General features: G+C 65.3%; 21 protein-coding genes. 9 read left to right on the top strand and 12 right to left on the bottom strand.

All coding sequences use genetic code 11. The features are described from left to right. Nucleotides 1-46: 46 nt before the first annotated feature. Together pgi and J2W49_RS05000 are read left to right on the top strand one after the other, a co-directional pair. Entirely contained in the window at nt 47-1,639 is a 1,593-nt protein-coding gene (gene pgi / locus J2W49_RS05005) for a glucose-6-phosphate isomerase (protein WP_310312424.1), read from the top strand. Between the two features lie 99 nt (nt 1,640-1,738). Beyond that, entirely contained in the window at nt 1,739-2,113 is a 375-nt protein-coding gene (locus J2W49_RS05000) for a methylglyoxal synthase (protein ID WP_310312422.1), read from the top strand. A gap of 50 nt (nt 2,114-2,163) precedes the next feature. On the opposite strand, the gene J2W49_RS04995 is transcribed toward J2W49_RS05000, so the two are convergent. Beyond that, nucleotides 2,164-4,092 carry a GspE/PulE family protein gene (locus J2W49_RS04995; RefSeq protein WP_310312420.1) on the bottom strand — a complete coding sequence of 643 codons (1,929 nt, stop codon included), beginning with the start codon at nt 4,090-4,092 and terminating at the stop codon, nt 2,164-2,166. 172 nt (nt 4,093-4,264) lie between these two features. On the opposite strand from J2W49_RS04995, the gene J2W49_RS04990 reads away from it, so the two are divergent. After that, a complete protein-coding gene (locus J2W49_RS04990; RefSeq protein WP_310312419.1) occupies nt 4,265-6,094 on the top strand; it encodes a gamma-glutamyltransferase family protein in 1,830 nt (609 codons plus the stop codon). A 109-nt stretch (nt 6,095-6,203) separates the two neighbouring features. On the opposite strand, the gene J2W49_RS04985 is transcribed toward J2W49_RS04990, so the two are convergent. Continuing rightward, a complete protein-coding gene (locus J2W49_RS04985; protein ID WP_310312418.1) occupies nt 6,204-7,850 on the bottom strand; it encodes an acyl-CoA synthetase in 1,647 nt (548 codons plus the stop codon). A 65-nt stretch (nt 7,851-7,915) separates the two neighbouring features. On the opposite strand from J2W49_RS04985, the gene dnaG reads away from it, so the two are divergent. Continuing rightward, nucleotides 7,916-9,913, top strand: a complete 1,998-nt coding sequence (gene dnaG / locus J2W49_RS04980) for a DNA primase (RefSeq protein ID WP_310312417.1) — start codon at nt 7,916-7,918, stop codon at nt 9,911-9,913. Nucleotides 9,914-10,205: 292 nt separating this feature from the next. Next, the gene (rpoD, locus tag J2W49_RS04975) at nt 10,206-12,536 is read left to right on the top strand and encodes an RNA polymerase sigma factor RpoD (RefSeq protein ID WP_310312415.1); all 2,331 of its coding nucleotides are present in this window, start codon (nt 10,206-10,208) and stop codon (nt 12,534-12,536) included. A gap of 413 nt (nt 12,537-12,949) precedes the next feature. Here rpoD and J2W49_RS04970 read toward each other — a convergent pair whose 3' ends face one another. After that, nucleotides 12,950-13,798 (bottom strand): class III extradiol dioxygenase family protein, encoded by an 849-nt coding sequence (locus J2W49_RS04970; protein ID WP_310312413.1) that lies wholly within the window; start codon nt 13,796-13,798, stop codon nt 12,950-12,952. Between the two features lie 20 nt (nt 13,799-13,818). Further along, entirely contained in the window at nt 13,819-14,163 is a 345-nt protein-coding gene (locus J2W49_RS04965; RefSeq protein ID WP_310312411.1) for a protocatechuate 4,5-dioxygenase subunit alpha, read from the bottom strand. A gap of 93 nt (nt 14,164-14,256) precedes the next feature. Between J2W49_RS04965 and J2W49_RS04960 the strand changes: the two genes are divergently transcribed. Then, entirely contained in the window at nt 14,257-15,180 is a 924-nt protein-coding gene (locus tag J2W49_RS04960) for a LysR family transcriptional regulator (protein WP_310312409.1), read from the top strand. Nucleotides 15,181-15,183: 3 nt separating this feature from the next. Here the strand turns inward: J2W49_RS04960 and J2W49_RS04955 are convergent, their stop codons facing one another. Beyond that, nucleotides 15,184-16,119, bottom strand: a complete 936-nt coding sequence (locus J2W49_RS04955; RefSeq protein WP_310312403.1) for a helix-turn-helix domain-containing protein — start codon at nt 16,117-16,119, stop codon at nt 15,184-15,186. Nucleotides 16,120-16,230: 111 nt separating this feature from the next. Between J2W49_RS04955 and J2W49_RS04950 the strand changes: the two genes are divergently transcribed. The 3 genes from J2W49_RS04950 (at nt 16,231) to J2W49_RS04940 (ending at nt 19,065) form a co-directional block, all read left to right on the top strand. Beyond that, the gene (locus J2W49_RS04950; protein ID WP_310312399.1) at nt 16,231-17,418 is read left to right on the top strand and encodes a cytochrome P450; all 1,188 of its coding nucleotides are present in this window, start codon (nt 16,231-16,233) and stop codon (nt 17,416-17,418) included. 64 nt (nt 17,419-17,482) lie between these two features. Continuing rightward, entirely contained in the window at nt 17,483-17,806 is a 324-nt protein-coding gene (locus J2W49_RS04945; RefSeq protein ID WP_310312396.1) for a 2Fe-2S iron-sulfur cluster-binding protein, read from the top strand. Continuing rightward, nucleotides 17,803-19,065 carry an NAD(P)/FAD-dependent oxidoreductase gene (locus J2W49_RS04940; protein WP_310312394.1) on the top strand — a complete coding sequence of 421 codons (1,263 nt, stop codon included), beginning with the start codon at nt 17,803-17,805 and terminating at the stop codon, nt 19,063-19,065. The genes J2W49_RS04945 and J2W49_RS04940 overlap by 4 nt, the downstream gene beginning before the upstream one ends. A gap of 15 nt (nt 19,066-19,080) precedes the next feature. On the opposite strand, the gene J2W49_RS04935 is transcribed toward J2W49_RS04940, so the two are convergent. The 7 genes from J2W49_RS04935 to J2W49_RS04905 all read right to left on the bottom strand — a co-directional run bounded on the left by J2W49_RS04935 (nt 19,081) and on the right by J2W49_RS04905 (nt 25,437). Beyond that, nucleotides 19,081-19,506 carry a PPC domain-containing DNA-binding protein gene (locus J2W49_RS04935; protein ID WP_310312392.1) on the bottom strand — a complete coding sequence of 142 codons (426 nt, stop codon included), beginning with the start codon at nt 19,504-19,506 and terminating at the stop codon, nt 19,081-19,083. 100 nt (nt 19,507-19,606) lie between these two features. Then, nucleotides 19,607-21,448 (bottom strand): arsenical pump-driving ATPase, encoded by a 1,842-nt coding sequence (gene arsA, locus J2W49_RS04930; RefSeq protein WP_310312390.1) that lies wholly within the window; start codon nt 21,446-21,448, stop codon nt 19,607-19,609. Nucleotides 21,449-21,517: 69 nt separating this feature from the next. Beyond that, nucleotides 21,518-22,885, bottom strand: coding sequence for a HAMP domain-containing sensor histidine kinase (locus J2W49_RS04925; protein WP_473092260.1), 1,368 nt, complete (start codon nt 22,883-22,885; stop codon nt 21,518-21,520). A gap of 8 nt (nt 22,886-22,893) precedes the next feature. Then, nucleotides 22,894-23,589: a response regulator transcription factor gene (locus J2W49_RS04920; protein ID WP_310312387.1), complete on the bottom strand. Its 696-nt coding sequence runs from the start codon at nt 23,587-23,589 to the stop codon at nt 22,894-22,896. A 9-nt stretch (nt 23,590-23,598) separates the two neighbouring features. Further along, nucleotides 23,599-23,910, bottom strand: coding sequence for a hypothetical protein (locus tag J2W49_RS04915; protein ID WP_310312385.1), 312 nt, complete (start codon nt 23,908-23,910; stop codon nt 23,599-23,601). An 11-nt stretch (nt 23,911-23,921) separates the two neighbouring features. Then, the gene (locus J2W49_RS04910) at nt 23,922-24,395 is read right to left on the bottom strand and encodes a Spy/CpxP family protein refolding chaperone (protein WP_310312382.1); all 474 of its coding nucleotides are present in this window, start codon (nt 24,393-24,395) and stop codon (nt 23,922-23,924) included. Between the two features lie 103 nt (nt 24,396-24,498). After that, a complete protein-coding gene (locus tag J2W49_RS04905; protein WP_310312379.1) occupies nt 24,499-25,437 on the bottom strand; it encodes a LysR family transcriptional regulator in 939 nt (312 codons plus the stop codon). Nucleotides 25,438-25,441: the final 4 nt, after the last annotated feature.

Below are 25,441 nucleotides of genomic sequence, written 5' to 3'. Positions count from 1 at the left end.
GCCGCGCCTGTCCTTCGACAAGACGAACACTAGCCAAACATTCCCCATGACCGATCTGCACACCTCGCCGCTGAACCTTCCCGCCTGGTCCCAACTGGCCACCCTGGCAAAGGCCCCGCAACAACATCTGCTCGAGGTGCTGAGCGAAGGCAGCTTGCGCACCCAGCGCATGACCCACACGGCCGCCGGCATCACGCTGGATGCCAGCCGGCAACGGGTGTCACCCATCATTGAAACGGCTCTGCTCGATCTGGCCGAACAGGCCAGCGTGGGCGCGCAGCGCGACGCAATGTTCCGGGGCGACGCCATCAACCTCACCGAAGACCGCCCAGTGCTGCACGTGGCCCTGCGTGGTGACCCGATGCACACCGGCCCCTGGGGCACCGACGTGCAGGCCGATGTGCAGCGCGAGCTGGCCCGCGTGTGCGACTTCGCCGAAGCACTGGCCGCAGGCACGGTGACTGGCTATGCCGGCGACGCCATCACCGATGTGGTCAACATCGGCATCGGCGGCTCCGACCTGGGTCCGCGCATGGCGTCTGACGCGCTGGCGCACCTCGCAGACCCTGCCGTCCCAGGCATCCGCGTGCACTACGTCTCCAATCCCGACGCCTGGGCGCTTTGGAGCGTGCTGCGCGGGCTTGATGCCCGGCGCACCTTGCTCGTGGTGTCGAGCAAGACCTTCACCACACAAGAAACCCTCACCAACGCCGCCAGCGCGCAACGCTGGCTCACCGACAGCGGCTGCCCGACCGACCAGTTGGGCAAGCACCTGGTCGCCATCACGGCCAGCCCGGCGCAGTCGGCCAAGCTCGGCTACCCCGCTGAGCGCACTTTCCTGTTCTGGGACTGGGTGGGGGGGCGCTACTCGGTGTGGTCAGCACTCGGCCTGCCCTTGGCCATCGCCATTGGCCCGCAGAACTTCCGCGCCTTTCTGGCCGGCGCCCGTGAAATGGACGAACATTTCTGCACCGCCCCGCTGGCCCAAAACCTGCCGGTGCAAATGGCCCTGCACGGCATCTGGAACCGCAACTTCTTGCAGATGCCGACGCAGCTCATCGTGCCATACGCATCGCGGCTGGTGCGCTTCACACCGTTCGTGCAGCAGATGGACATGGAGTCCAATGGCAAGCGCACGCACATCGATGGCAGTGCCACCGGCATCGACACCGGCCCCATCGTCTGGGGCGGGCTCGGCATTGATGGGCAGCACGCTTATTTCCAGCTGATCCACCAAGGTCGTCACAGCGTGCCGGTGGATTTCATTGGCGTACAGAGCGAAGACACGCCGCTGCCCCTGGCCGCCACGCACCACGGCGTGGTCAACCTCAACCTTCGTGCCCAGGCCCAGGCCATGGCCGAAGGCCGCAGCCTGGAGGACACGCGTCAGTTGCTGCTCAAGAGCGGCATGAGTGAGGCGCAGGCCACGGCCATGGCCGGCCACCGCAGCTTCGAGGGCAACATCCCCAGCAGCATCCTCTGGCTGGATCGGCTCGATCCCCAGCGCCTGGGTGCCCTCGTTGCCTTGTACGAACACAAGGTCTTCGTGCAGGCTGCGATCTGGCGCATCAACGCATACGACCAGTGGGGAGTCGAACTGGGCAAGACCATCGCCAAACAAATGGAAAAAACGTCATGATGCGAAGCGCCGACGAACCTGCCGCCGGGCCGCCCCAAGGCGGGTTCAGCCCCTCGGGGGGCAGCGACCCGCGCAGCGGTGGAGCGTGAGGGCCAAAAGATGACCATGAGAATCGCCCTTGTTGCCCATAATCAGAAAAAGGACGACATGGTGGCCCTGGCCATCGAGTTCGCGCCGCTGCTGCGGCAGCACACCCTCATGGCCACTGGCACCACGGGCGGGCGTCTGCAGGATGAGGCTGGTCTGACGGTCGAACGACTGCTCAGCGGTCCGCTGGGCGGCGATTTGCAGATCGGTGCGCGGCTGTCGATGGGTGAGGTCGACACCCTGATCTTTCTCCGCGATCCCATGACCGCGCAGCCCCACGAGCCCGACATCAATGCGCTGGTGAGGGCCTGCGACGTGCATAACGTGCCGTGCGCGACCAACATGGCGACGGCGCGCATGCTGCTGGAAGACCTGTCACGGCGCTGAGGGTCAGGCGAAGCTTGCGAGCGCTTTGGCCTTCCAGATGCTTTGCAGATTCACAGGTAGGCCGTTCGCGCCTGCTTCATGTCGATGCGCCCTTGCACGACCTTCTCCAGCGCATCGTGTCGCAGACTGCGCATGCCCTCACCCACGGCGGTGTCGAAAATGTCCGAGGGGCGGGCACGGTTCTGGATCAATGACTTGATGGCACGGCTGTTCTGCAGGATCTCGTAAATGCCCATCCGACCCTTGTAGCCCTTGCCACCGCAATGCTCACAGCCCACGGCATGTCGGGTTCGGACGTGACTGCAGGTGCTCAGGCCAGCGGCCTTGAGCAGGCGAGCCTCGGCCTCAGACCGGCTCAGCGCGCTGCCCTCCCTATACTCATCCAGCAGTGTCTCCCAAGCCAGGTCATCCATTGGTTGATCCTCCGCGCAGCGGGGGCACAGGGCACGCACCAGGCGCTGCGCCACGATGCCCAGCAGCGAGTCGGCGAAGTTCATGGGGTCCATGCCCAGGTCCAGCAAACGCACCACGCTCTCGCATGCATTGTTGGTGTGCAGCGTGGACAAGACCAGATGTCCGGTCAATGAGGCCTCGATGGCGATGTGTGCGGTCTCTGCATCGCGCACCTCACCGATCATGATGATGTCCGGATCGGCGCGCAGAAAGCCGCGCATGGCATTGGCAAAAGTCAGGCCGATCTTGGGGTTCACCTGCACCTGGCGCAACCCCGGTTGCGTGATCTCGATGGGGTCTTCTGCCGTCCAGATCTTGCGCTCGGTGGTGTTGACTTCCGCCAGCATGGAATGCAGGGTGGTGGTCTTGCCCGAGCCGGTGGGGCCGGCCGCGAGCACCAGGCCAAAGCTGCGCTGCGAAAAGCTGGCGATGAGGTCCTGGTCGCGCGACTGCAGGCCCAGTTTCGATAGGGGCAAGGGTTTGGCCGATTCGAGCAGTCGCAGAACCACGTCTTCGAGGCCATCATGGGTGGGCATGACGGCCACACGAAGCTCCAGTGCCTTGCCACCAAACTCGGAAAAGTCAATTTTTCCGTCCTGCGGTCGGCGGCGCTCGGCAATGTCGAGTCTGGCCATGATCTTGATGCGCGAGACCAGCGGACCCCGCAACCGCGCGGGCACCCACAGATAGTGCTCCAGGTCGCCATCGCGCCGCATGCGGATCGCGGTCCGGGCATCGCCCGGATTGGCCTCGATGTGGATGTCGGAGGCACCCGTCTGTTGGGCCTCGCTGATCAACTGATTGACCAGGCGCACCATCCCGGCGGATTCGGTGGCCGACGCCAGTTGCTCAGCGTCGGCCGCATTGCCCACTTCCACCATGGCCTGCGCCACCAGCTCGGCCAGTGGCACCGCGGCATGGCTGTGAACCCATCCCGTCTCCAGGGGGCCCGTTCCCGGTTGCCCCAGGTCCAGTGCCGGCAGAACCTGCAGGCCATGCTCGTCGTGTTGGCCGGGATCCAGCAGTTCCAGCCGGCGCTCGATCGCCTCGCGACTCGCCCAGACGAGCCCCACCGAATGACCAGTCAGCGAGCAGAGTTCGTGATAGAGCGATTCGCTGGTGGGCGCCCATGAGGCAACAAAAAACTGCTCATTCGCCATGCCCAGCGGCACCACCCCATGGGCTTGAGCTATGCGCAGCGGCAGAATGTCCAAGGCCTCTTCATCAAGCTCAAAAGTGAGGGCGTCAACCTCCGCCAAGCCCGCCACCATCGCCAATGCATGTTGCCAGTCCTCTTCTGTGAGCAGCAAGCGGTGCACCAGCTCCACCGAGCGGGACCGAAGCAGATCAGGGTCTTCCGCTGCCAGGTCATGCAGGGTCTTTTCGTCCAGCAGCCCAAGCAATCGCAGGGCGGCACCCAGACTCAGAACCGGTGCGCGGTGGCGCCGTTCGATGGCTTGCATGAGCTGGGGCAACGTGCGGACCAGTCTGGCCCCTGGCGTCAAACCAATGGTCGATGGGTTCATTTCAGGTATTAAAGACGGCATCTGATTTCCTTGATCGCAGGCACGAATATGTAACTAATGTTTACAAGGTAGCCGCCCTTGCTTTCAGTCGGGCTGATCTGCGTCAAGCTTGTTTCCGACATCCCGCCACTCATTTCCGCAAAAAAGGCTTTCCATGAAATTTTCAACACCCATGCCCCCCCGCTTTGCACTCTCGCTGGTGCTTTGTGGGCTGCTTTTGGCTTGTGCCGGTTCGCCAGACAGCAGCGGTTCGGGCGCGCCGGCTGCAAACCCACCTCAACCCGAAGGCGCCTCTGCGATCACAGCCAAACCCGGCTGGGTGCACCGGCGCCAGGCAGTGGCGGCCGCCAACCCGCTGGCGGCCGAGGCGGGAGCCAACATCCTGCGGTCAGGTGGCAGCGCGGTGGATGCGGCGATCGCCGTGCAGATGGTGCTGACGCTGGTGGAGCCGCAGTCCAGCGGTATCGGCGGCGGCGCCTTCTTGCTGCACCACGACGGGCAGCGCGTGCAGGCCTTTGATGGCCGCGAAACCGCGCCGGCTGCGGCCACCGAAGCCCTTTTCCTGAACGAACAGGGTCAGCCACTGCCTTTTGCCATGGCGGTGAACAGCGGGCGTGCGGTGGGTGTGCCAGGTGCGGTCGCCATGTTGGCCATGGCACACAAGGCGCACGGACGCCTGCCCTGGGACCGTCTGTTTGAACCCGCCATCTCGCTGGCAGACAAAGGTTTCGCGGTCAGCCAGCGGCTGCACAGCCTGTTGAAGGACGACGCGACTCTGCGCAACGACTCGGTGGCCAAGGCCTATTTCTACCGGGCCGACGGCACGCCCCACCCTGTGGGCCATGTGCTGCGCAACCCGGAACTCGCCCATGTGTTGCGCCAGATCGCAGCCAAAGGCCCGGCCGCGCTGCACGAAGGTGCGGTGGCCCAGGCCATCGTGGAAAAGGTGCAGCAGCATGCCAGCCTGCCTGGCCACATGAACATGGGCGACCTGCAGCGCTACCAGCCCAGGCAGCGTGAGGCCCTGTGCCACGACCACGCCGCTGCCGAGCGCGCCCTGCGCATCTGCGGCTTTCCGCCGCCGAGCAGCGGCGCCATCGCCGTGGGCCAGATCCTTGGGTTGCTGTCGCGCACGCCGTCAGCCGCTGCGGGTCTGGAAGGTGGCGCGCCATCGGCCGACTGGTTGCACCACTATGCAGAAGCCTCGCGCCTGGCGTTTGCAGACCGCGCGCAATACGTGGCCGATCCGGACTTTGTGGCCGCACCCGGCGGCCAATGGCTCAGCCTGCTGGCACCCGCTTACCTGGACCAGCGAGCAAAACTGATCGGCGACAAGGCCGCCGCATCGGTCACCCACGGTCGACCCGGCGGCGCCACCAGCGCCTGGGCGCCCATGCCGGCGCAGCCCGAATACGGCACCAGTCACATCAGCATCGTGGATGCCCAAGGCAACGCGCTGTCCATGACCACCACCATCGAAGCGGCGTTCGGCGCGCGCCTCATGGTCACCACGGATCCCTCACGCCCCGGCGGCTTCCTGCTCAACAATCAGCTCACCGACTTCAGCTTCGCACCACGCAGCGCCGATGGCCGGCCCGTGGCCAATCGGGTGGAACCCGGCAAGCGACCCCGCTCGTCCATGTCACCCACCCTGGTGTTCGACCGCCACACCGGCGAACTGCTCGCCAGCGCCGGCAGCCCCGGTGGGGCCTTCATCATCCACTTCACGGCCAAAACCCTGCACGGGATGTACCAGTGGGGACTCACGCCCCAAGCCGCCATCGACCTGCCCAACTTCGGCACGCTGGGTGGCCCGCTGATGCTGGAAACTGGTCGCTTCCCGCCTGCCACCGTGCAAGCACTGGAACAACGCGGTCATGAAGTGCGTGAAGCCCCCATGCCGAGCGGGCTGCAGGCGATTCAACGGGACGAAGTCAATGGTCGTAAGGTCTGGCTGGGCGGTGCTGACCCACGCCGCGAAGGCATCGTCTCAGGAAACTGAGATCTGTCCGGAGCGAAGTGCCTAAGTCCAAAACGCCGCGGAACCGGCTTCGCCGGGCCGCCAGCGTTGCCCCCTGGGGGGTGACGGCCGCAGGCCGGCGCGGGGGGGGCTATATGTCAATCGCTTGGGCAGAACCTGCCCGCGCTCGCAGTTCAAATTTCTGGATCTTGCCGGTGCTGGTCTTGGGCAGTTCACCAAACACCACCGTGCGCGGCACCTTGAAGCCGGCCAGGTGTTGCTTGCAGTGGGCCACAATGTCTTCTGCCGTCACCTCGGCGCCGGCCTTCAGCTCCAGGAACGCACACGGGGTCTCGCCCCATTTGGCGTCGGCCTTGGCCACCACGGCCGCAGCCAGCACGGCCGGGTGGCGGTAGAGCACGTCTTCCACCTCGATGCTGGAGATGTTCTCCCCGCCCGAGATGATGATGTCCTTGCTGCGGTCCTTGATCTTGAAGTAGCCGTCGGCGTACTGCACCGCTAGGTCGCCGCTGTGGAACCAGCCGCCCTTGAAGGCCTCGGCGGTCGCCGTCGGGTTCTTCAGGTAGCCCTTCATGGCGATGTTGCCCTTGAACATGATCTCGCCCATGGTCTCGCCGTCCTGCGCCACGGGTTGCATGGTTTCGGGGTCCAGCACGCGCACATCGCGCTCCAGGTGGTATCGCACGCCCTGGCGCGCGTTCAGGCGCGCACGCTCCCCAATGTCCAGCGCATCCCAGGCTTCGTGCTTGGCACACACCGTTGCGGGCCCGTACACCTCGGTCAGCCCGTACACGTGGGTCAGGTCAAAACCCATCTGTTCCATGCCTTCGATCATCGACGCCGGCGGCGCGGCGCCGGCCACCATGGCTTTCACGCCAGCGGGCACACCTTCCTTCATGGCAGCGGGCGCGTTCACCAGCATGCCGTGCACGATAGGCGCGCCGCAGTAGTGGGTCACCCGGTGGTCGCGCATCGCATCAAAAATGGCCTGGGCCTCCACCCGCCGCAGGCACACGTTCACGCCTGCGCGGGCCGCCACCGTCCAGGGAAAGCACCAGCCATTGCAGTGAAACATGGGCAGTGTCCACAGGTACACCGCGTGCTTGGGCATGTCCCACTCCAGCACATTGGATATGGCGTTGAGTGCCGCACCCCGGTGGTGGTAGACCACCCCTTTGGGGTTGCCGGTGGTGCCGCTGGTGTAATTCAGCGCAATGGCATCCCACTCGTCGCCCGGCAAGTCCCATTTGAATTCGGCGTCGCCGCCCGCCAGCAGGTCTTCGTAGGTGACGCTGCCAATGCGCTCGGAGCCGCCTGTGAACAGGCCATCTTCCACATCGATCACCAGCAGCGGCGTGGTGGCCTTGCGCAATGCCAGTGCCTTTTTCACGCTCAGGGAAAACTCCGGGTCCACGATGACGGCCTTGGCCTCGCCGTGGTCGAGCATGAAGGCGATGGTTTCTGCATCGAGCCGGGTGTTGATGGCGTTGAGCACCGCGCCCGCCATGGGCGCGCCGAAGTGGGCTTCCACCATGGGTGGCGTGTTGGGCAGCACCACGGCCACCGTGTCGTTCTTGCCGATGCCCGCTCGCTGCAGGGCACTCGCCAGGCGCCGGCACCGGGCGTAGGTGTCCTCCCAGGTCTGGCGCAGCGACCCGTGCACCACCGCCAGCCGATCGGGGTAGACCTCGGCCGTGCGCTCGATGAACGTCAAGGGCGACATGGGGGCGAAATTGGCCTCCACCCGTGGCAGATCCTGGTCGAAGATGCTGATCATGTGGCTTGTCTCCGTGTAATTGGGGCCGTTCTGTGCGTTCTGAGCCCGTGCGAGAGAATACCCCCGTGGCGATCCCTCAGACCTTCATCCAGGAACTTCTCAACCGCGTCGACGTGGTCGACGTGGTGGGCCGTTACGTGCAGCTCAAGAAAGGCGGCGCCAATCTGATGGGCCTGTGCCCTTTTCACGGCGAAAAATCACCCTCGTTCAGCGTCAGCCCTACCAAACAGTTCTATCACTGCTTCGGCTGTGGCGCCAACGGCAACGCCATCGGTTTCCTGATGGAGCACGCCGGCATGAGCTTCATCGAGGCAGTGAAGGATCTGGCGCAGCAGACCGGCCTGCAGGTGCCCGAAGACGAAGCCTCGCCGCAAGACCGCGAACGCGCCGCTCAGCAGCGGCAAAAGCAGGTCACGTTGACCGGCGTGCTTGAAAAAGCCGCGCAAGCCTACGCCAAGGAACTCAAGGGCACACCACGCGCCGTGGCCTACCTGAAGGGCCGGGGCCTCTCAGGCCAGATCGCCAAGTCCTTTGGCCTGGGCTATGCCCCCGAAGGCTGGCGCGCCCTGGCCAGCGTGTTCCCGGACTACGCCGAACCGCTGCTGGTGGAATCCGGCCTGGTGATCGAACACGAAGACGAAAAAGGCGCCGACGGCCAGGCCAAGCGCTACGACCGGTTTCGCGACCGCATCATGTTCCCGATCCGCAACGTCAAAGGCGAGTGCATCGGCTTTGGCGGTCGGGTGCTCGACAAGGGCGAGCCCAAGTACCTGAACTCGCCTGAAACGCCGGTCTTCAGCAAGGGCCGCGAGCTGTACGGCCTGTTCGAGGGGCGCACCGCCATTCGCGTGGCAGGCTACGCCCTGGTCACCGAAGGCTACATGGATGTGGTGGCGCTGGCCCAACTGGGTTTTGCCAACGCCGTGGCCACGCTGGGCACCGCCTGCACGCCCGACCACGTGCAGAAACTGTTCCGCTTCACCGACAGTGTGGTGTTCAGCTTCGACGGCGACGGCGCAGGCCGGCGTGCCGCGCGCAAAGCCCTGGACGCAGCCCTGCCCCTGGCGACCGACACCCGCAGCGTCAAGTTCCTGTTCCTGCCCCCTGAGCACGACCCCGACAGCTTCATCCGCGCCAACGGCGAAGCGGCTTTTGCCCAGTGCGTGAAGGAAGCCGTGCCACTCTCGCGCTTCCTGATCGAGTCCGCCAGCGCCGATTGCGACCTCACCAGTGCCGAAGGCCGCGCCCGCATGGCCAGCCAGGCACGCCCGCTGTGGAGCGCCCTGCCCGATGGGGCTCTGAAACGTCAGCTGATCGGCGATCTGGCCGAAGGTATTGGCCTGGGTGCGCAAGACCTGCTGCAACTCTGGCAGCAAGCCGGTGGCAGGCCGCGCAGAACTGCACCCGGCGAGCCAGCGGCCAAGCCCCGCGATCACGGACAGAACATTGGCGGCGAAGACCCGTACCCGCCCTTTGAGGAGCATGGGGGTAGCCAGGCATCTTACGGCGACCCGGGTGGCTACAGCGCGTCATACGGCAGCGGTTCAGGTGGCGGAGGCGATTTCAAGAAGAAACGCTTCGGCAAATACCGCCGTGAAGCCCCGCCCCCACGCATGCTGGGCTCCCGCACCGCCGTGGCCAGCCGGGCCGACCGCGCCGTGGGCCTGTTGCTCGCGAACTCGCAGGCCTGGGACAGCCTCACCAGTGACGACCACAGCCTGCTGGCCCACTTGAACGCCCCTCACGGCCCCGTGGTGGCCTGGCTGGAAGCCCAGTTCCACGAACACGGGCCGCAAGCCTGGGCGGCGCTGCGCGAGGCCCTGCGCGGTCACGAGAACGAAGTCTGGGCCTGCGCCCAGGTGGACCAGGTGTTGCTGGGCAACGACGCCGACGCCGAACTCACCGAACTGGCCGGCATCATGCAGCTGCTGCGCGAAGACGACCTGAAGGCCCAGGCCGACCAGCTTGCCCGGCGTGTGCAAGAGGGCGACCCCACCGCCTACGAGGAGTTCAAGCTGGTGAATGCGCGCATCAAAGCCCTGAAAACCAGTCCGCTGGTATAATTCAAGGTTTTGCACGCAAGCGCGACAGCAGCACCTCCGGCACCGGCCCGGCCCCACAGACAGGGGCTACATGGAACCTTTTCCTGGCCACCTCAGCGACCACAGCGGTCCTGAGACACCCCCGCAAGGACTGCACACCAAATGTTCGCCCCCACAGCTTGCAGCCCGCCTTTGCCGGCAAACGGCGGGACCATGTGCTTCACAAAATCACCGGGGTGACCGCGACGCGCGGCTAATCTGGCGTTTTTTGTCTGTTCTGCCGGTTCCAGTTCGACATTTTTTTGAGGTCCTCATGCCCGCGAAGAAGTCCAGTACGCCCGTCGTGTCCAGCGCCAAAAAAACAGCCAGCAAGGCCAGCGCAGCCAAAGCCGCCCCGGAAGCCCGCACCAAGAAAGCTCCCGCTGTGACCACGAAACCCGCCACCAAAGCCGCCGCCAAGTCCCCTGCACGCAGCAAGGCCACTCCCGAAGAGCTCGACGCCGAACTGAGCGCCGAGACCGCCACGGCCAAGAAAAAGCCCGGCCGCCCCGCCAAAGCAGCCGCCGGTGACAAACCCGCCGCCAAACGCGGCCGCAAACCCAAGACCGGCGCCAGCAAAGACGCCGACATGGACGATGCCGACCTGAGCGACATCGAAGACGATCTCACCGGCGAACCCGAAGCCGAGGTGGCCGACGCCACCGCGCAGCCGACCGAAAAGGTCAAGCCGCTGCGCATGAAGATCAGCAAAGCCAAGGAGCGCGCGCTGATGAAGGAGTTCGGCCTGGACGAGACCGTCCTGTCCGAAGAAGAAGCCAAGACCCGCCGCGAGCGCCTGAAAACCCTGATCAAGCTGGGCAAGACGCGCGGCTACCTCACGCACGGCGAAATCAACGACCACCTGCCCGACAAGCTGGTCGAAGCCGAAACGCTGGAAGTGGTGGTTTCGCTGCTCAACGACATGGGTGTGGCTGTCTACGAACAGACGCCCGATGCCGAAACCCTGCTGCTGAACAACACCGGCCCCACCGCCGCCACCGAAGAAGAAGCCGAGGAAGAAGCCGAAGCCGCCCTGTCCACCGTGGACAGCGAATTCGGCCGCACCACCGACCCGGTGCGCATGTACATGCGCGAAATGGGCACGGTGGAGCTGCTCACGCGTGAGGGCGAGATCGAGATCGCCAAACGCATCGAAGGCGGCCTGAACGACATGATGGCCGCCATCAGCGAGAGCCCGGCCACCATCGCCGAGATCCTCGTCATGGCTGACGACATCCGCGACGGCAAGGTCGTGATCTCTACCGTGGTCGACGGTTTTGCCGACGCCGACGAAGCCGATGACTACGTGGCCGAAGAAGACTTCGACGACTACGACGAAGCCGACGACGACGACGGCAAGGGGGGCTCCAAGGCCCTCACCCGCAAGCTCGAAGAACTCAAGCGCGAAGCCCTCACCCGCTTCGACACCATGCGCACCCTCTTCGAGAAGCTGCACAAGACCTACGACAAGGAAGGCTACGGCACGCCGACCTACCTGAAGACACAGAAGGCCATCACCGAGACGCTGATGTCCATCCGCTTCACCGCCAAGGCGATCGAGAAGCTGTGCGGCACCATGCGCAGCCAGGTTGACGACGTGCGCAAGAAGGAGCGCGAGCTGCGCCGCATCATCGTGGACAAGTGCGGCATGCCGCAGGATAAGTTCATCGCCGACTTCCCCGCCAACCTGCTCAACCTGAAGTGGGTGGAGAAGCAGGCCGCCGCCGGCAAGCCCTGGAGCGTGGTGATGGAGCGCAACATCCCGCCGATCCAGGAATTGCAGACCGGCCTGATGGAGATCCAGAACAGCGTGGTCGTGCCGCTGGCGCACCTGAAGGACATCCACAAGCGCATGAACTCGGGCGAGTCCACCTCGCGCGATGCCAAGAAGGAAATGATCGAGGCCAACCTGCGCCTGGTGATCTCCATTGCGAAGAAGTACACCAACCGTGGCCTGCAGTTCCTGGACCTGATCCAGGAAGGCAACATCGGCCTGATGAAGGCGGTGGACAAGTTCGAATACCGTCGCGGCTACAAATTCTCGACCTACGCCACGTGGTGGATCCGCCAGGCCATCACCCGATCGATCGCCGATCAGGCACGCACCATCCGCATTCCGGTGCACATGATCGAGACCATCAACAAGATGAACCGCATCAGCCGCCAGCACCTGCAGGAGTTTGGCTTCGAGCCCGATGCGTCCATCCTGGCCGAGAAGATGGAGATGCCCGAGGACAAGATCCGCAAGATCATGAAGATCGCGAAGGAGCCGATCTCGATGGAAACCCCCATCGGCGACGACGACGATTCGCACCTGGGCGATTTCATCGAAGACCAGGCCAACACCGCGCCCATCGAGGCTGCGATGCAGGCCGGTCTGCGCGAAGTGGTCAAGGACATCCTCGACAGCCTCACGCCCCGCGAAGCCAAGGTGCTGCGCATGCGCTTCGGCATCGAAATGTCCACCGACCACACGCTGGAAGAAGTGGGCAAACAGTTCGACGTGACCCGCGAGCGCATCCGCCAGATCGAGAGCAAGGCGGTGCGCAAGCTCAAGCACCCAAGCCGCTCGGACAAGCTGCGCAGCTTCATCGATTCGATCTGATTCTTTTCGGATCTTTGATTTGGTAACGGGGGCCTTCGGGCTCCCGTTTTGTTTGGCTGCTCAAATATTGAGTGCCTGCAGTGCTTGTGGCAGCGGGAGCACCCGGTACCCGCCTCCGCGAATGTCCCCCGGCGGCGGGAGGCCGCCTCCTCCTTTATTTCGCTGCGGCAGGCACCGGATACTCCCACTGCAACGACTGACTGTCTCTCTACCGCTGGCGAGCGAACACGCTTGTCGGTGCCGGGAGTGTCGAGTATCCGACGCAGCGAAATAAAGGAGGAGGATCGGCCGCAGGCCGATCCGGGGGACATTCGCGGAGTCGGATACTCGACACTCCCGGCACCCGCCAACACGCAGGCACGCAAAAAAAGGGCTCCCTCGGGGAGCCCCAATGAATCACGAAAACAAAAACCTCAAACGGTCTCCAACGCCAACAGCCCGGTCGCCGTGTTCGAAATCGGAATGTGGTAATTGCTGTGCACCTTTCGCACACCCGAACCACCGGCCGTCAGCGCCGCCCTCATGGCCAGCCACATCAGCAGCTCCACCCCCTGCGTACCTGCCTTCTCCACCAGTTCCAGGTCACTGAACTGCGTGGCCCATTCGGGGTTGGTTTCCATGCTGTCGAGGAACTGCAGATCAAACGCCTTATTGATGAAGCCCGCGCGCTCACCTTCAAGCTGGTGCGAAAGTCCACCTGTGGCCATCACGGCCACGCGCTTGTCGCTGTCCCAGCTCCGGATCGCCTCACCCACCGCCGTGCCCAACTTGTACACGCGCCTGGCCGTGGGCAGCGGGAACTGCACCGTGTTGATGTCGATCGGCACGATCTGCACCGGCGTCACTTCATCGTTCGGCCAGAACAGTTTGAGTGGCAAGGTGCAGGCGTGGTCCACCAGCATTTCCTGGCAGGTCACGATGTCGAATTCCCTGGCAATCAGCTGGTTGATGATGTGCCACGACAGTTCCGGGCAGCCTGCCACCGGCGCGCTCGTGGGAATACCCCAGCCTTCGTCGGCATTGCTGTAGCTGGCCGCTGCACCCACCGCGAACGTCGGCATCTTGTCCAGGAAGAAGTTCAGGCCGTGGTCGTTGTAGAACACCACGACCACGTCGGGCTTGACCTTGCCCAGCCACTGGTGAATGGGCGGAAAGCCGTCAAAGAAGGGCTTCCAGTAAGGCTCGTTCTGCTTGCCTTTGTGAATGGCGCCGCCAATGGCAGGAATGTGCGATGTGGCCAGGCCACCGATGAGTTGTGCCATGTGGTTTCTCCGGGTTCAGTTCAACACTGCTCATTCGCGGCAACGAGCTTTGCCTTGAATTCATCTTTCGTCATGCCGGTCTGCTGCGCACCGATGTCCTGCATGTCCAGACCGAAGATGCCGGCGAACTTGGCGAGGTAGTAGGCGTTGCCGCCAGCGGCCAGCAAGGCCAGCACCTGCTTGGAGCGGATCGCGTCGGCCTGCTGCTGGTTGAGGCCGTACTTCGTCATGTAGGCCTCCGGGTCGGCCATAAAGGCTTCGCGGTTGGCTTGCTCGTTGAACGAGAAGCACATCTTGTTCAGGGCATAGCCCTTCTGGGCCATGCCGCCGTCAAAGGGCGTGGTGCCGGGAATCGTCTTGCTCACATGGGCCTCCTGCGTGGGGTGGTTTGACCTGGGTCAAGCGCGAGTATCTCCAGCTCATTGCCAAAGATAAACAGATGAATGATCATCAAACGCATGAATCATTTCGATTGGTCAGACCTGGATGCCCGCCTGCTGCAACTGCTGGTAGCGGTGGTCGAGGCTGGCAGCGTCACGGGTGCGGCGCAGTCGCTGGGGGTCACACAATCGGCGGTGAGCCACCAGCTCGACAAGCTGCGCGCCATCACCGACGACACGCTGTTCGTCAAGAGCGGGCGCGGCATCGTGGCCACGGCGCGCGCCCAAGCACTGGCCAGGGAAGCCCGCGAACTGCTCGGGCAGCTGGAGCGCTTCGCCCGGTCAGGCGATTTTGATCCGGCGCGCTGGCACACCACCTTCACCATCGCCGCCAACGACCTGCAGCGCGACACGCTGTTGCCGGCGCTGGCACTCCGGCTCAATGAACAGGCACCGGGCGTGGTCCTGCGGGTGATTCCGTCCAACGTGCCCACGCTTGACATGCTGCGGCACGACCAGTGCCAGTTGGTGATCAGCCCACGACCGCCCGAAGGCAGCGACATTTTTCAGAAGCGTTTGTTCGAAGACCGCTACCGCGTGTTCTACGACGCCCAGGTACGCGAAGCCCCGCGCACCAAGGCAGAGTATCTCGCGGCCGACCACGTCACCGTGGTGTACGAACCCCAGCGTGCGCTGGACCTGGACAACGATCTGGCCAGGCGCGGCGTGCTGCGCCGCTTCACCGTGCTGGTGCCGGGCTTTGCGGGTCTGCCGCCTTTCATTCGGGGGTCGCGGCGCCTGGCCACTGCGCCTGGGCTGCTGCAGATGCACCTGATGCAGGGACTGGCCAGCGCCAAGGTGCCACTGCCCTGCCCCACCTTGCCCATGTACATGATCTGGCACCGCCGCCACCAGGACGACGCAGCCCATCGCTGGCTGCGCGAACAGCTGGTTGCGCTGGCGCCGGACGCAACGGCGCAGATGCCGCAAACCGTGCGCTGAACATCACGCAGCAGGCGCGCGCTGCGCCTCGCGCCAGCGCTGCGGGCTCAGGCCCGTGCGGCGTTTGAAAAAGCGCGAGAAGTAGGCTGGGTCTTCAAAGCCCAGTTCCAGCGCCAGACTGGCGGCAGGCGCGGCGATGTACACCAGCCGCCGACAAGCTTCGCGTGTGAGCCGTTCGTGCACCAGCTCCAGCGCACTGCGCCCGCTGCCCGCGCGCACCAGGCGGTTGAGCCGCTGGATGGAAAGCCCGAGGTGCGAGGCATAGCGCTCCATGGGCCAATGCTCCAGAAAGTGCTGCTCCACCAGCAACAGGAAACGGGTGAAGAGCGCCTGGTGCGAATGGGCGTCGCTGCCTTCGCGTTGGCCCTGCGCGCTGGCGCGAGCCAGCCGCCAGACCACGGCACGCGCCAGCCACTGCACCACCGGCGCGTCGGCCGAGCCCGGCAAGGCAAACTCGGCCGCCAGTTCGCCGAGCTGCACGCTCAGCCGCTGCGCCTCGCCATCATCGGTTGAAAAATGCAAGATGCCAGGTGCCGAGAAGAGCGACCGGAACGCGTCACCCACGGCCTGGAAATCCCCCTCCACCAGAAAACGCGCACTGAGCGTGAGCACAAGACCGTCGGTTTCCGGTGCAAACACAAAGCCGTGCACCACCCCCGGCGGCGCCACGATGGCGGCAGGCCCGGTCACCGAAGCACGCCATTCGTCCAGCACCACCTCCGCCGATCCCCTTTGCAGCCAAAGAATTTGGTACAGCCCCTGGTGCACATGAGGCTCGATCTCCCAGTGGTAGAGGCGACTGCGCGACTGCACGTCTTCGATGTGCAGCATCTCCTGGCCGGGCGTTGCGGCCTCGCCGTAGAGCGCAAAGCGCGGGATGACGGCAGGCTGGCCGCGCGGCGGTCGGACGCGCGAGGGAGAATTTTTCGTTTGCGGCATGGCGGCTCACATTGATCGAAAAGTACAAGAATTATCCCTGCTATGTGCAGTGCCAATGCACGCCACAAAGCCTACAGTTCAGTTCGCATTCCACCCCACAGGAGACAAGAGATGCCGCTGGACCGCTTCCACTTCGACCCGTATTCCCCGGCCATCGACGCCGACCCCTTCCCCTACTACAAGCACCTGCGCGACGAAGCCCCCTGCTTCTGGAGCGAGGAAGCCCAGATGTGGATCCTCTCGCGCTACGCCGACATCGTCTCCGCCGGCCAGGACTGGCAGACCTACTCCAGCGCCAGCGGCAACCTCATGACCGAGTTGCCCGGCCGCGCCGGCGCCACCCTCGGCAGCTCCGACCCACCGAAGCATGACCGCCTGCGCGGCCTCATTCAGCATGCCTTCATGAAGCGCAACCTGCTGGCGCTGGAAGAGCCCATCCGCGACGTGGCCAGGCTGGTGTTCGGCCAGTTGAAAGACGCGAAGCAGTTTGACTTCAAGGATGTGTCGTCACAGTTCACGGTGAAGGTGCTGATGGCCGCGCTCGGCCTGCCCATGGGCGAAGATGCGCTGGTGCCCGAACACGAAGTGCGCGAGAGCGCCGTGCTCATGGTGCAGAGTGACGCGCGCACCCGTGCCAAAGGGCCGGAGCACATCGCCGCCTACAACTGGATGCAGGAATACGCCAGCAAGGTGATCGCGATCCGCCGTGCCGAACCCTGCAACGACCTGATCAGCAACTTCGCATTGGCCGAGATCGACGGCGACCGGCTGGACGACCGCGAGGTGCTGCTGACCACCACCACGCTGATCATGGCCGGCGTGGAATCGCTGGGCGGTTTCATGATGATGATGGCCTACAACCTCGCCAGCTTCGACGAAGCCCGCCGTGCCGTGGTGGCCAAGCCTGAACTGCTGCCCGACGCGGTCGAAGAAAGCCTGCGCTTCAACACATCGGCCCAGCGCTTCCGCCGCCGCCTGATGAAAGACGTGACCCTGCACGGCCAGACCATGAAGGAAGGCGATTTCGTCTGCCTGGCCTACGGCAGCGGCAACCGCGACGAGCGCCAGTACCTCAACCCCGACGTGTACGACATCAGCCGCAAGCCGCGTGGCCACCTCGGTTTTGGCGGCGGCGTGCACGCCTGCCTGGGCACAGCCATCGCGCGCCTGGCGGTGAAGATCGCCTTCGAGGAATTCCACAAGGTCGTGCCTGACTACAAGCGTGTGGCTGACCAGCTTCCCTGGATGCCCTCCAGCACCTTCCGCAGCCCGCTGGTGCTCGAACTCAAGGCCGTCTGATCGCCTGACCTGACCACCGCGCTGCCTCCAACCGGGCAGCGCCTTTTTGCATTCCGGAGACACCATGGCAAACATCACCTTCATCGAGGCCAACGGCCAATCCACCACCCTCAACCTCGCGGATGGCTGGAGCCTGATGCAGGGCGCCACCGCCAACGGCGTGGACGGCATCGTGGGCGAATGCGGCGGCTCCTGCGCCTGCGCCACCTGCCACTGCTACGTGGACGAGCTGCTGGCCGGCGTGCTGCCTGCGCCCTCACAGGGCGAGCTGGACATGTTGGAAAACGTGGTGGCCGAGCGCCGCCCCAACAGCCGCCTCGCCTGCCAGATCAAGGCCAGCCCCGCGCTGGAAGGCGGCGTGGTGCACCTGCCGGAGTGCCAGGAATGAGCGCAGAAGCGGCCGTGGCCGGCATCGTGATTGTCGGCGCGGGCCAGGCCGGCGTGATGACCGCCGAAGCCCTGCGCAGCGGCGGCTTTGAGGGCGCCATCACCCTGCTGGGCGACGAAGCTTATGGCCCCTACCACCGCCCGCCCCTCTCCAAGGCCTGGATGGCCGGCGAGATCGAAGCGGCCCAGTTGGTGATGCGCGCGCCCGAGATGCTGGCGCGCAAGCACATCGATCTGCGCACAGGTGTGACCGTCAAGGGAATCGACCGCGACGCCAAGAACGTGATCCTCGGCGATGGCACCATCCTGCCCTACACCGGCCTGGTGCTCGCCACCGGCAGCACACCACGCGCCCTGACCTTGCCCGGCGGCGACGCGCCCGGCGTGCTGGCCCTGCGCACGCGCGACGACGCCAGCGCCATCGCCGACCGCCTGTCCTCGTGCATCGAACAGCAACGCCCGGTGGTCGTGATCGGCGGCGGCTTTATCGGCCTGGAAGTGGCGGCCACCGCGCGCAAGAAAGGCTTGGCCGTCACTGTGCTCGAAGCCGCGCCGCGCCTGCTCGGCCGCGTGCTCGCGCCGGTGTTGAGCGACTGGTACGCCGGCTTGCACCGCAGCCACGGCGTGCAGCTGATGCTGGGTGCGCAGGTCGCCGCCATCGAGACCGGCGCAGACGGCGCGGTCAGCGGCCTGAAGCTGGCCGACGGCAGTGTCGTGCCCGCGGGCCTCGTGGTGGTCGGCATCGGCGTCAGTGCCAACGACCAGCTCGCCCAGGCTGCCGGGCTCGAATGCGACCGCGGCATCGTGGTCGACGCATGCTGCCGCACCAGCGACCCGCTCATCGTGGCCGCCGGCGACTGCACCGCGCGCCGCCTGCCTGACGGCAGCCTGCTGCGGCTCGAATCGGTGCAGAACGCCACCGAACAGGGCAAGAGTGCCGCCGCTGCACTGCTCGGCCAGGACCGCCCCTTCACCGCCACGCCCTGGTTCTGGAGCGACCAATACGACAAGAAGCTGCAGATGGCGGGCCTGTCCATGGGCGCTGACGACTGGGCCATACGGGGAAAGATGAACGGCGACATGGCCGCCGGCACGTTCACTGTCTACCACTTCAAGGGCAACCAACTCATCGCCGCCGACAGCGTCAACGCCAGCAAGGATCACCTGTTGGTGCGCAAGCTGCTGGATGCAGGTGTGTCGCCCACGCGCGAGCAGGCGGGCGATGTGGGCTTTGATCTTGCGAGCTTGCTGGTGAAGTAAACGGCTGCACGAGTTTCAGCCTTCGCGGGGTTTCACCACCAGCTCCGCGTAGCCGGTGGCGGCATCCGCCTCACGCGTGAATACCCATTCGGGCAACAGAGCCAGCAAGACCTCGGCCGTGGTGCGCACCCGGCAACCCGGCGCCACATGACCACCAAACACTTCGCCCTTGGCGTTTGCCACCGCCATGTGCAGGTGCGAATGCCCCTGCCCGGCATTGCCCGCCGCCCCCACTCCCACCGTGCCCGACAGGCTCAGGATTTCCGATTCACCGCGAATGAGCAAGGGCTCGTTGGCTCCGGCGAACCGGATGCGCGCATCGACCAGGCTGCCGATGCCAGAGAGCACGAATGCGGCCTGGCAACCTTGCTCGCGCACGGCGGCTTCGAGGGACTCGCGCAGATCCTGGCCGGGCTTGAGGCGGAGTGGAAAGGTTTTCATGACGGTGTTTCCAGCAAGGAAGGCGACCAACGCCTGAACGACGCGACGCTCCATGAGTTGCCACGCAATGTGCCAAGGTACCCAAAAACAATGAATCGAATCAAAGCACTTCGACAGCCCGATCTGGCTCCACCAATGCCCCCAGCGCCGTGACCCCTACCGGCGACGCCGACAGCCAGGGCAACACATACGTCCGTTTCGCCAACCCGCCCGCAATCCGCTCGGTCTGCCGGATTTCGCCTTGCAGCCGCGCCTGCAGCAGCGGGTCTGTGGTGCCGGTGGCGGCGATGCTTTTGTTGATGACCCAGGCCCAGGGTTCGATCCTGGCGCGGCGCAGGTCGTCTTGCAGTGCGGCGGCTTGTGTGACGGGGGTGGTCTCGGGCAGGGTGACGATGATGACGCGGGTCATGGTGGTGTCCTGCAGGCGCATGAGCGGGGTGATGATGTGCAGGCCCTTGCTTTCCGGGTTGGTTTCTGTCTTGCCTTCGTACTGCTGCACCATCTGCCGGTGGTAGGCGCCGGTGGCGTCCATGAGCAGCAGGCTGTGGCCGGTGGGCGCGGTGTCCAGCACCACGAACGAGCTGCGCGCTTCGTTGACCACACGGCTGAAGGCGTGGAACACGGCCACCTCTTCGGTGCAGGGTGATTGCAGGTCTTCGAGCAGCAAGGCCTTGCCTTGTTCGTCCAGATCCTTGCCTTTGCTGGCCATGATCTTGGTGATGTAGGCGGTGGTCTCTGCCTTGGGATCGATGCGGCCGACTTTCAGGCCTTCCAAGCTGCCGTTCAGGGTGTCGGCCACATGGGCGGCCGGGTCGGTGGTGGTGAGGTGCACGCTGTGGCCGCGCTGCACCAGGCCCACGGCGAGTGCAGCGGCGATGGTGGTTTTGCCCACGCCGCCTTTGCCCATGACCATGATGAGGCCGTGGCCGATGGCGGCGAGTTCGTCAGCCAGGCGGCTCAGGGGTTCGGCGGGCAAGGTTTCGTTTGCGGTCGAGCGCTGGGCAGGCCCGTCGACAGGCTGACTGCCAGCTGCTGAAGGTGCTGCGCCGCCGAGCAAAGCGCGCAGCGCGGGCAGGCCCACAGTGTCAAAGGCGCGCAGGGGCACTTCGTCGCGCGGAAGCTTGGCGAGAGCATCCGGCATGGTAGCCAGAGCCTCACGCCCCAGTGCTTCGATAGCGTTGGCGACCGGATCGCCGGGGTCGGTGGCGTGAAACACGCCGTTGATGGCGAGGCGTTGGTTGGCCAAGCCCAGGGTGCTGAGTTCTTCGGCGGTGCGGGCGGCTTCCTGCATGGGGCGGGGGTCTGGTCGGGTGACGAGCACCACGGTGGTCAGTGCGGGATCGCTCAGCGTCTGCAGGGCGGCGTTGAAGCGCGCTTCCTGCATCTTGAGCCCGGAATGTGGCCCCAGGCACGATGCGCCGCGGTCGTTTCCGGCGAGGAAGCCGGTCCAGGCCTTGGGCAGGCTGAGCAGGCGCAGGGTGTGGCCGGTGGGCGCGGTGTCGAAAACGACGTGTTCGTAGCCACCATCGACGCCCTCGCCCGCCAGCAGCGCGGCAAACTCGTCGAACGCGGCGATCTCGGTGGTGCACGCACCTGACAACTGCTCGCGCACGGTCTGGCGATCCTCGTCGGTGGCGCCGGCTTCAAGTTGCGCCAGCACGCGCTGGCGGTAGGCTTCGGCAGCGGCATCGGGGTCGATGTTGATGACCGACAACCCCGCCACGCCAGGCACATCCACCGGCTGGTTGGACAGCGTGATGCCCAGCATGTCGTCGAGGTTGGACGCGGCGTCGGTACTCACCAGCAGCACGAGCTTCCCGGCATCGGCAATGGCAATGGCTGTCGCGGTGGACAAGGAGGTTTTGCCCACGCCGCCCTTGCCGGTGAAAAACAGGAAGCGGGTGGGTGCGGTAGCAAAACCAGGCAATGTGGTGGTGTTCATGGATGCAGCATGGCACGGCCTGCGCTGGCGCGGGCTGACCCTCATCAAGCCGGCGACGAATGGAGTCACTCAGCCCGGCGGAAGCGTGACCGTCACCGCCAGACCAGGCTTGGCATTGCGCACCGCGAACGTGCCCCCGTGCGCCTGCGCCACCAGACGGCACAGGTACAAGCCCAGCCCCACGCCACCGGCGGCACGGGTGCGCGCTGTGTCGGGGCGGAAGAAGGCTTGTGCCAGCTGGGGCAACTGGTCGTCGGGCACGCCGGGGCCGTGGTCGCGCACTTCCAGTTCAACCCCCTGCCCGTCCACACCGTGGGGGCGCAGGTGCAGCTCCACCGCTTGTGGGGCGCCGGCGCTGTGGCGCAGTGCGTTGTCGAGCAGGTTGCGCAGCAGCAGGCGCACGCGGGTGCGGTCCAGTGCAATGGTGGGCACGTCCGGTGCGGCGTGCACGGTGATGCTGTGGGCGGCGGGCTGGGTGGTGGCGAGTTCTTCGATGAGTTCGTAGGCCAAAGCCACGGGATCGGTGGGTTCGCGGTGCAGGGCCTGGTGGCGCCCCGCCAGGCGCTCGCTTTCCAGCAGGTCGCTGATGAGCCGCGCCATCTCGGCCAAGTCGCGCAGCAGGGCCTGACGCTGGGCCAGTACCTCGGGCGTTTCGGGTAGCAGTTCGGTGTTCAGCCTTGCGCGTGTGAGCGGGCTGCGCAGTTCGTGGCTGATGGCCAGCAGCAGTGCGCGCTGGGCTTCGAGCATCTGGTGGATATCGTGGCCCATGGTGTTGATGGTGGCGGCCAGCTCGCCCAGCTCGTCGGGCCGCTTCGGGTGCTTCACGGGAATGGGCACGCCGAATTCGCCGGAGCCAAAACGCAGGGCGCCCTGGCGGATGTCGTCCAGCGGACGCAGCAGGCGGCGCACATACAGGAACGCCAGCAGCGTGAGCACCAGCAGTGCGGCGAGTGTGTAGCCAATCACCTTGGGCCGCTTCTTGAGGGTGGCTTCGTCCATGCCAAAGGAAATGCGGTGCCCGTCGGCCGTCTGGCGCACCAGCAGCGGCTCCCAGTCGGGTTCGTCGTCCCAGGCTCTGCGCCCACGGTCATTGCCGCGTTCCTTGCGCCAGTAGGGCTCGGCTTGGTCGGGGTGTGAGCGCCAGTTGACGATCGGCCCGGTGATGTCCACGGTGATGGGCAGGCGGTTCATCACGGCCTGGGCGCGTTCAATCTGCGGTGGTCCGCCAGCTGGCGCGATGTCGGTGGCCAGTCGATCCACATAGTCCATGAGCAATGGTCTCGCCGCTTCGCGCCAGCCCATGGAAAACGCCTTTTGTGCACCGCTGATGAACGTAAAAGCCACGCCCATGGCCAGCAGCAGAAACACCAGCATCAGCCGCAGCTTGAGCGAGCAGCGCAGCGCGTGCAGGGCGCGGCGGTACCAGGGCAGCTTCAATGAGGGCTTCACTGCGAGAGCCGGCGCAGTGCCAGGGAATAGCCAGCGTTGCGCAGTGTCTTGATGCAGTCCAGCGGTTCAAGTTTCTTGCGCAGGCGGCTCACCACGATGTCGACCGCACGGGTATAGAGCTCGGCGTCGTGTCCGCGCAGCTGGTTCAGGATGTCGTCGCGACTGAACACGCGACCCGCCTCGCGTGCGAGCAGGAGCAACAGGTCGAATTCGGTGCTGGTCAGGTCCAGCGCCTGACCCTGGCGCAGCACGCTGCGCTGGGTGGGGTCGATGGTGAGACCTTCAAAAGCCAGCACCCCGGGTGCCTGCGCGGTTGCCGGACCATTGTGGCCATTGCGACGGCGCAGCACGGTCTGGATGTGCGCCACCAGTTCGCGCGGCTCGAAGGGTTTGGGCAGGTAGGCATCGGCGCCGAGTTCCAGGCCCACCACACGGTCCATCACATCGCCGCGCGCGGTGAGCATGACGATGGGAATGTCGCTTTCCTTGCGGATGGTGCGGCAGAGTTCAAAGCCGTCCATCTCGGGCAGCATCACGTCCAGAATGGCGGCGTCGAACCCGCCACTGCGCAGCCGGGCCAGGCCGTCGCTGGGGCGCAGCGCGTGGCTCAGCTCCAGCTCAAAGCGCTGGAAGTAAGTGGCCAGCGGTGGCCCCAGTTGTTCATCGTCATCGATCAGCAAAACGCGGTGCATGCGGCATTCTCACATCACCCGGCCGGCCGCAGCGCCACAGAGTGCGCGATGGCGCATGATCAGGCGGCGCACGCGGCGCTGGTCGGTCAGGTCCATCGCGTCGTAGCGGTCGGCGGTGGCCAGCAGTTCGGGCAGCACGGGCACCGCAGCGCCTGGGGCCAGCCGCGACAGTCGTGACCACAGCCACAAGGCATGTTCACGGTCGAAGCGCGGGCCCCACACCATGGCCAATACTTCTTCGTGCGGGTTGGGCACCTGCGCAAGCAGGGCCGGGCCGTGCTCGCGCAGGGGGCGCGCTATGGGCAACAAAGCGGGCGACATGGCGTGCCGCCTCAGCCGCGTTTCCACCAGCCGCGGCGCTTCTCCATCTTCTCGCGCACCTGGGCTTGCTGTGTGGGGGTGAGGCTGTCGTAGAAATCGGCCATGGCGGCGATCACGCGCGGACCACCGGCCTGCACGGCCTGGGTCTTTTGCTCCAGCAAAGTCTGTGCACGGGTGCGGTCGAACTTCTCGCCTGCGATGAGGGCCTGCATTTCGGCGCGCGGGTTGGCGGTGTCGCCGCGCAAAGCCTTGCGCTGTGCCAGCATCTCGTCGGCCAGCACGCCCAGCTTCTGCTTCTGCGCTTCGTTGAGTTCAAGTTTTTCGCTGACCTTTTGGATGGCCTTGCCGCGCATTTCGGTGATGCGCTCTTCGCTCCAGCCGCCCCCGTGGCGGTGCTCGCCGCGAGAGCCGCAGGCGGTCAGGCCACCCACCAGAACGGTGGCGCTGAGGGCGCCGATGAAGGTGCGTTTGATCCAGGTTTTCATGACGGTTTCCTTGAATAGAAGGAGGGGTTGAACATGACCGTCATGGTGCCGGGTGGCGCTGTGCGCGTCGTCTCGCCGCCGTTTCGCTTTGTATCGTTTTTTTTCAGTGCCGGATCGCTCTCACCCTGGCCAGGTAGGCCTGCACATGCGCGCCCAGCCGCTCGGCCACCACGCGCCCGATGCGTGACAGCGGTCGATTGGCACTGATCACCACGGCCACCGTTTGGGCCTGCGCACTCTTGTCGCGCAGCGGTATGAAGCGCAGACTGCCGTCCAGGATTTCCGGGCCGGCATCGAGTTCGGACGTCAGCGCCACATGGCTGCCACTGCGCACCAGTGACTTCACCAACTGCAGCGAATTCGTCACCAAAGGCGGACGGGCCTCTTCCAGCAACCAGTTGTGGCGGCGCTCCAGGTAGCGCCGGATTGCCAGTGCACGGCTTTGCGCGGCCAGCGGCCAGGCGGCCACGTCCTTGAACGTGGCGTGCTTCTGCACCGCCAGCGGATGACCGGATGCCACCACACAGCCCAGCGGCAGGTCGGCGGTGCTGACGATGTGCAGGTCGCGGCCAGGCTTCACGTTGAAGGCCACGGTCAGGTCCACATCGCCGTCCTGCAGGTGGCGCAGCGCGTCGTCGGTATTGACCACCTCCACATCGAGCACCACGCCCGGGTATTCGGTGGCCACGGTGTGCACAAACTCCGGCATGAGGCCATTGGCGTGGCTGTCCATCACGGCCAGCCGCAGTTGCCCATGGCTCACCCCCTGCAGGTGCTGGATGTCGGACAGTGTGCGGTTCAGGTCGGCCCGCCAACGCAGCGACAGCGCCAGCAGCAACTCGCCCGCAGCGGTGAGCCGCATCCCGCGCGGCTGGCGTTCGAACAGGGGCACGCCCAGACTCTCTTCCAGCAACAGGATCTGCCGGTCGATGGCCGAGGCAGAAATGGACACCTCGCGCGCGGCGGCCTGCACCGAGCCGAGCTGGGCCACGGCCGTGAGGTAGCGCAAGGCCTTGGGATGCAACGGGCTCTGGGCAGGCATGCGG

The sequence above is a fragment of the Hydrogenophaga palleronii genome (assembly GCF_031457455.1).
In the GTDB taxonomy this organism is placed as follows: Bacteria; Pseudomonadota; Gammaproteobacteria; order Burkholderiales; family Burkholderiaceae_C; genus Hydrogenophaga; species Hydrogenophaga palleronii_A.
This window is presented reverse-complemented; position numbering and strand designations above follow the sequence as displayed.

Coding starts and splice junctions, on each gene's coding strand:
- pgi (WP_310312424.1), top strand. CDS start 47: ATGACCGATCTGCACACCTCGCCGCTGAACCTTCCCGCCTGGTCCCAA.
- J2W49_RS05000 (WP_310312422.1), top strand. CDS start 1,739: ATGACCATGAGAATCGCCCTTGTTGCCCATAATCAGAAAAAGGACGAC.
- J2W49_RS04995 (WP_310312420.1), bottom strand. CDS start 4,092: ATGAACCCATCGACCATTGGTTTGACGCCAGGGGCCAGACTGGTCCGC.
- J2W49_RS04990 (WP_310312419.1), top strand. CDS start 4,265: ATGCCCCCCCGCTTTGCACTCTCGCTGGTGCTTTGTGGGCTGCTTTTG.
- J2W49_RS04985 (WP_310312418.1), bottom strand. CDS start 7,850: ATGATCAGCATCTTCGACCAGGATCTGCCACGGGTGGAGGCCAATTTC.
- rpoD (WP_310312415.1), top strand. CDS start 10,206: ATGCCCGCGAAGAAGTCCAGTACGCCCGTCGTGTCCAGCGCCAAAAAA.
- J2W49_RS04970 (WP_310312413.1), bottom strand. CDS start 13,798: ATGGCACAACTCATCGGTGGCCTGGCCACATCGCACATTCCTGCCATT.
- J2W49_RS04960 (WP_310312409.1), top strand. CDS start 14,257: ATGAATCATTTCGATTGGTCAGACCTGGATGCCCGCCTGCTGCAACTG.
- J2W49_RS04955 (WP_310312403.1), bottom strand. CDS start 16,119: ATGCCGCAAACGAAAAATTCTCCCTCGCGCGTCCGACCGCCGCGCGGC.
- J2W49_RS04950 (WP_310312399.1), top strand. CDS start 16,231: ATGCCGCTGGACCGCTTCCACTTCGACCCGTATTCCCCGGCCATCGAC.
- J2W49_RS04945 (WP_310312396.1), top strand. CDS start 17,483: ATGGCAAACATCACCTTCATCGAGGCCAACGGCCAATCCACCACCCTC.
- J2W49_RS04940 (WP_310312394.1), top strand. CDS start 17,803: ATGAGCGCAGAAGCGGCCGTGGCCGGCATCGTGATTGTCGGCGCGGGC.
- J2W49_RS04935 (WP_310312392.1), bottom strand. CDS start 19,506: ATGAAAACCTTTCCACTCCGCCTCAAGCCCGGCCAGGATCTGCGCGAG.
- arsA (WP_310312390.1), bottom strand. CDS start 21,448: ATGAACACCACCACATTGCCTGGTTTTGCTACCGCACCCACCCGCTTC.
- J2W49_RS04920 (WP_310312387.1), bottom strand. CDS start 23,589: ATGCACCGCGTTTTGCTGATCGATGACGATGAACAACTGGGGCCACCG.
- J2W49_RS04915 (WP_310312385.1), bottom strand. CDS start 23,910: ATGTCGCCCGCTTTGTTGCCCATAGCGCGCCCCCTGCGCGAGCACGGC.
- J2W49_RS04910 (WP_310312382.1), bottom strand. CDS start 24,395: ATGAAAACCTGGATCAAACGCACCTTCATCGGCGCCCTCAGCGCCACC.
- J2W49_RS04905 (WP_310312379.1), bottom strand. CDS start 25,437: ATGCCTGCCCAGAGCCCGTTGCATCCCAAGGCCTTGCGCTACCTCACG.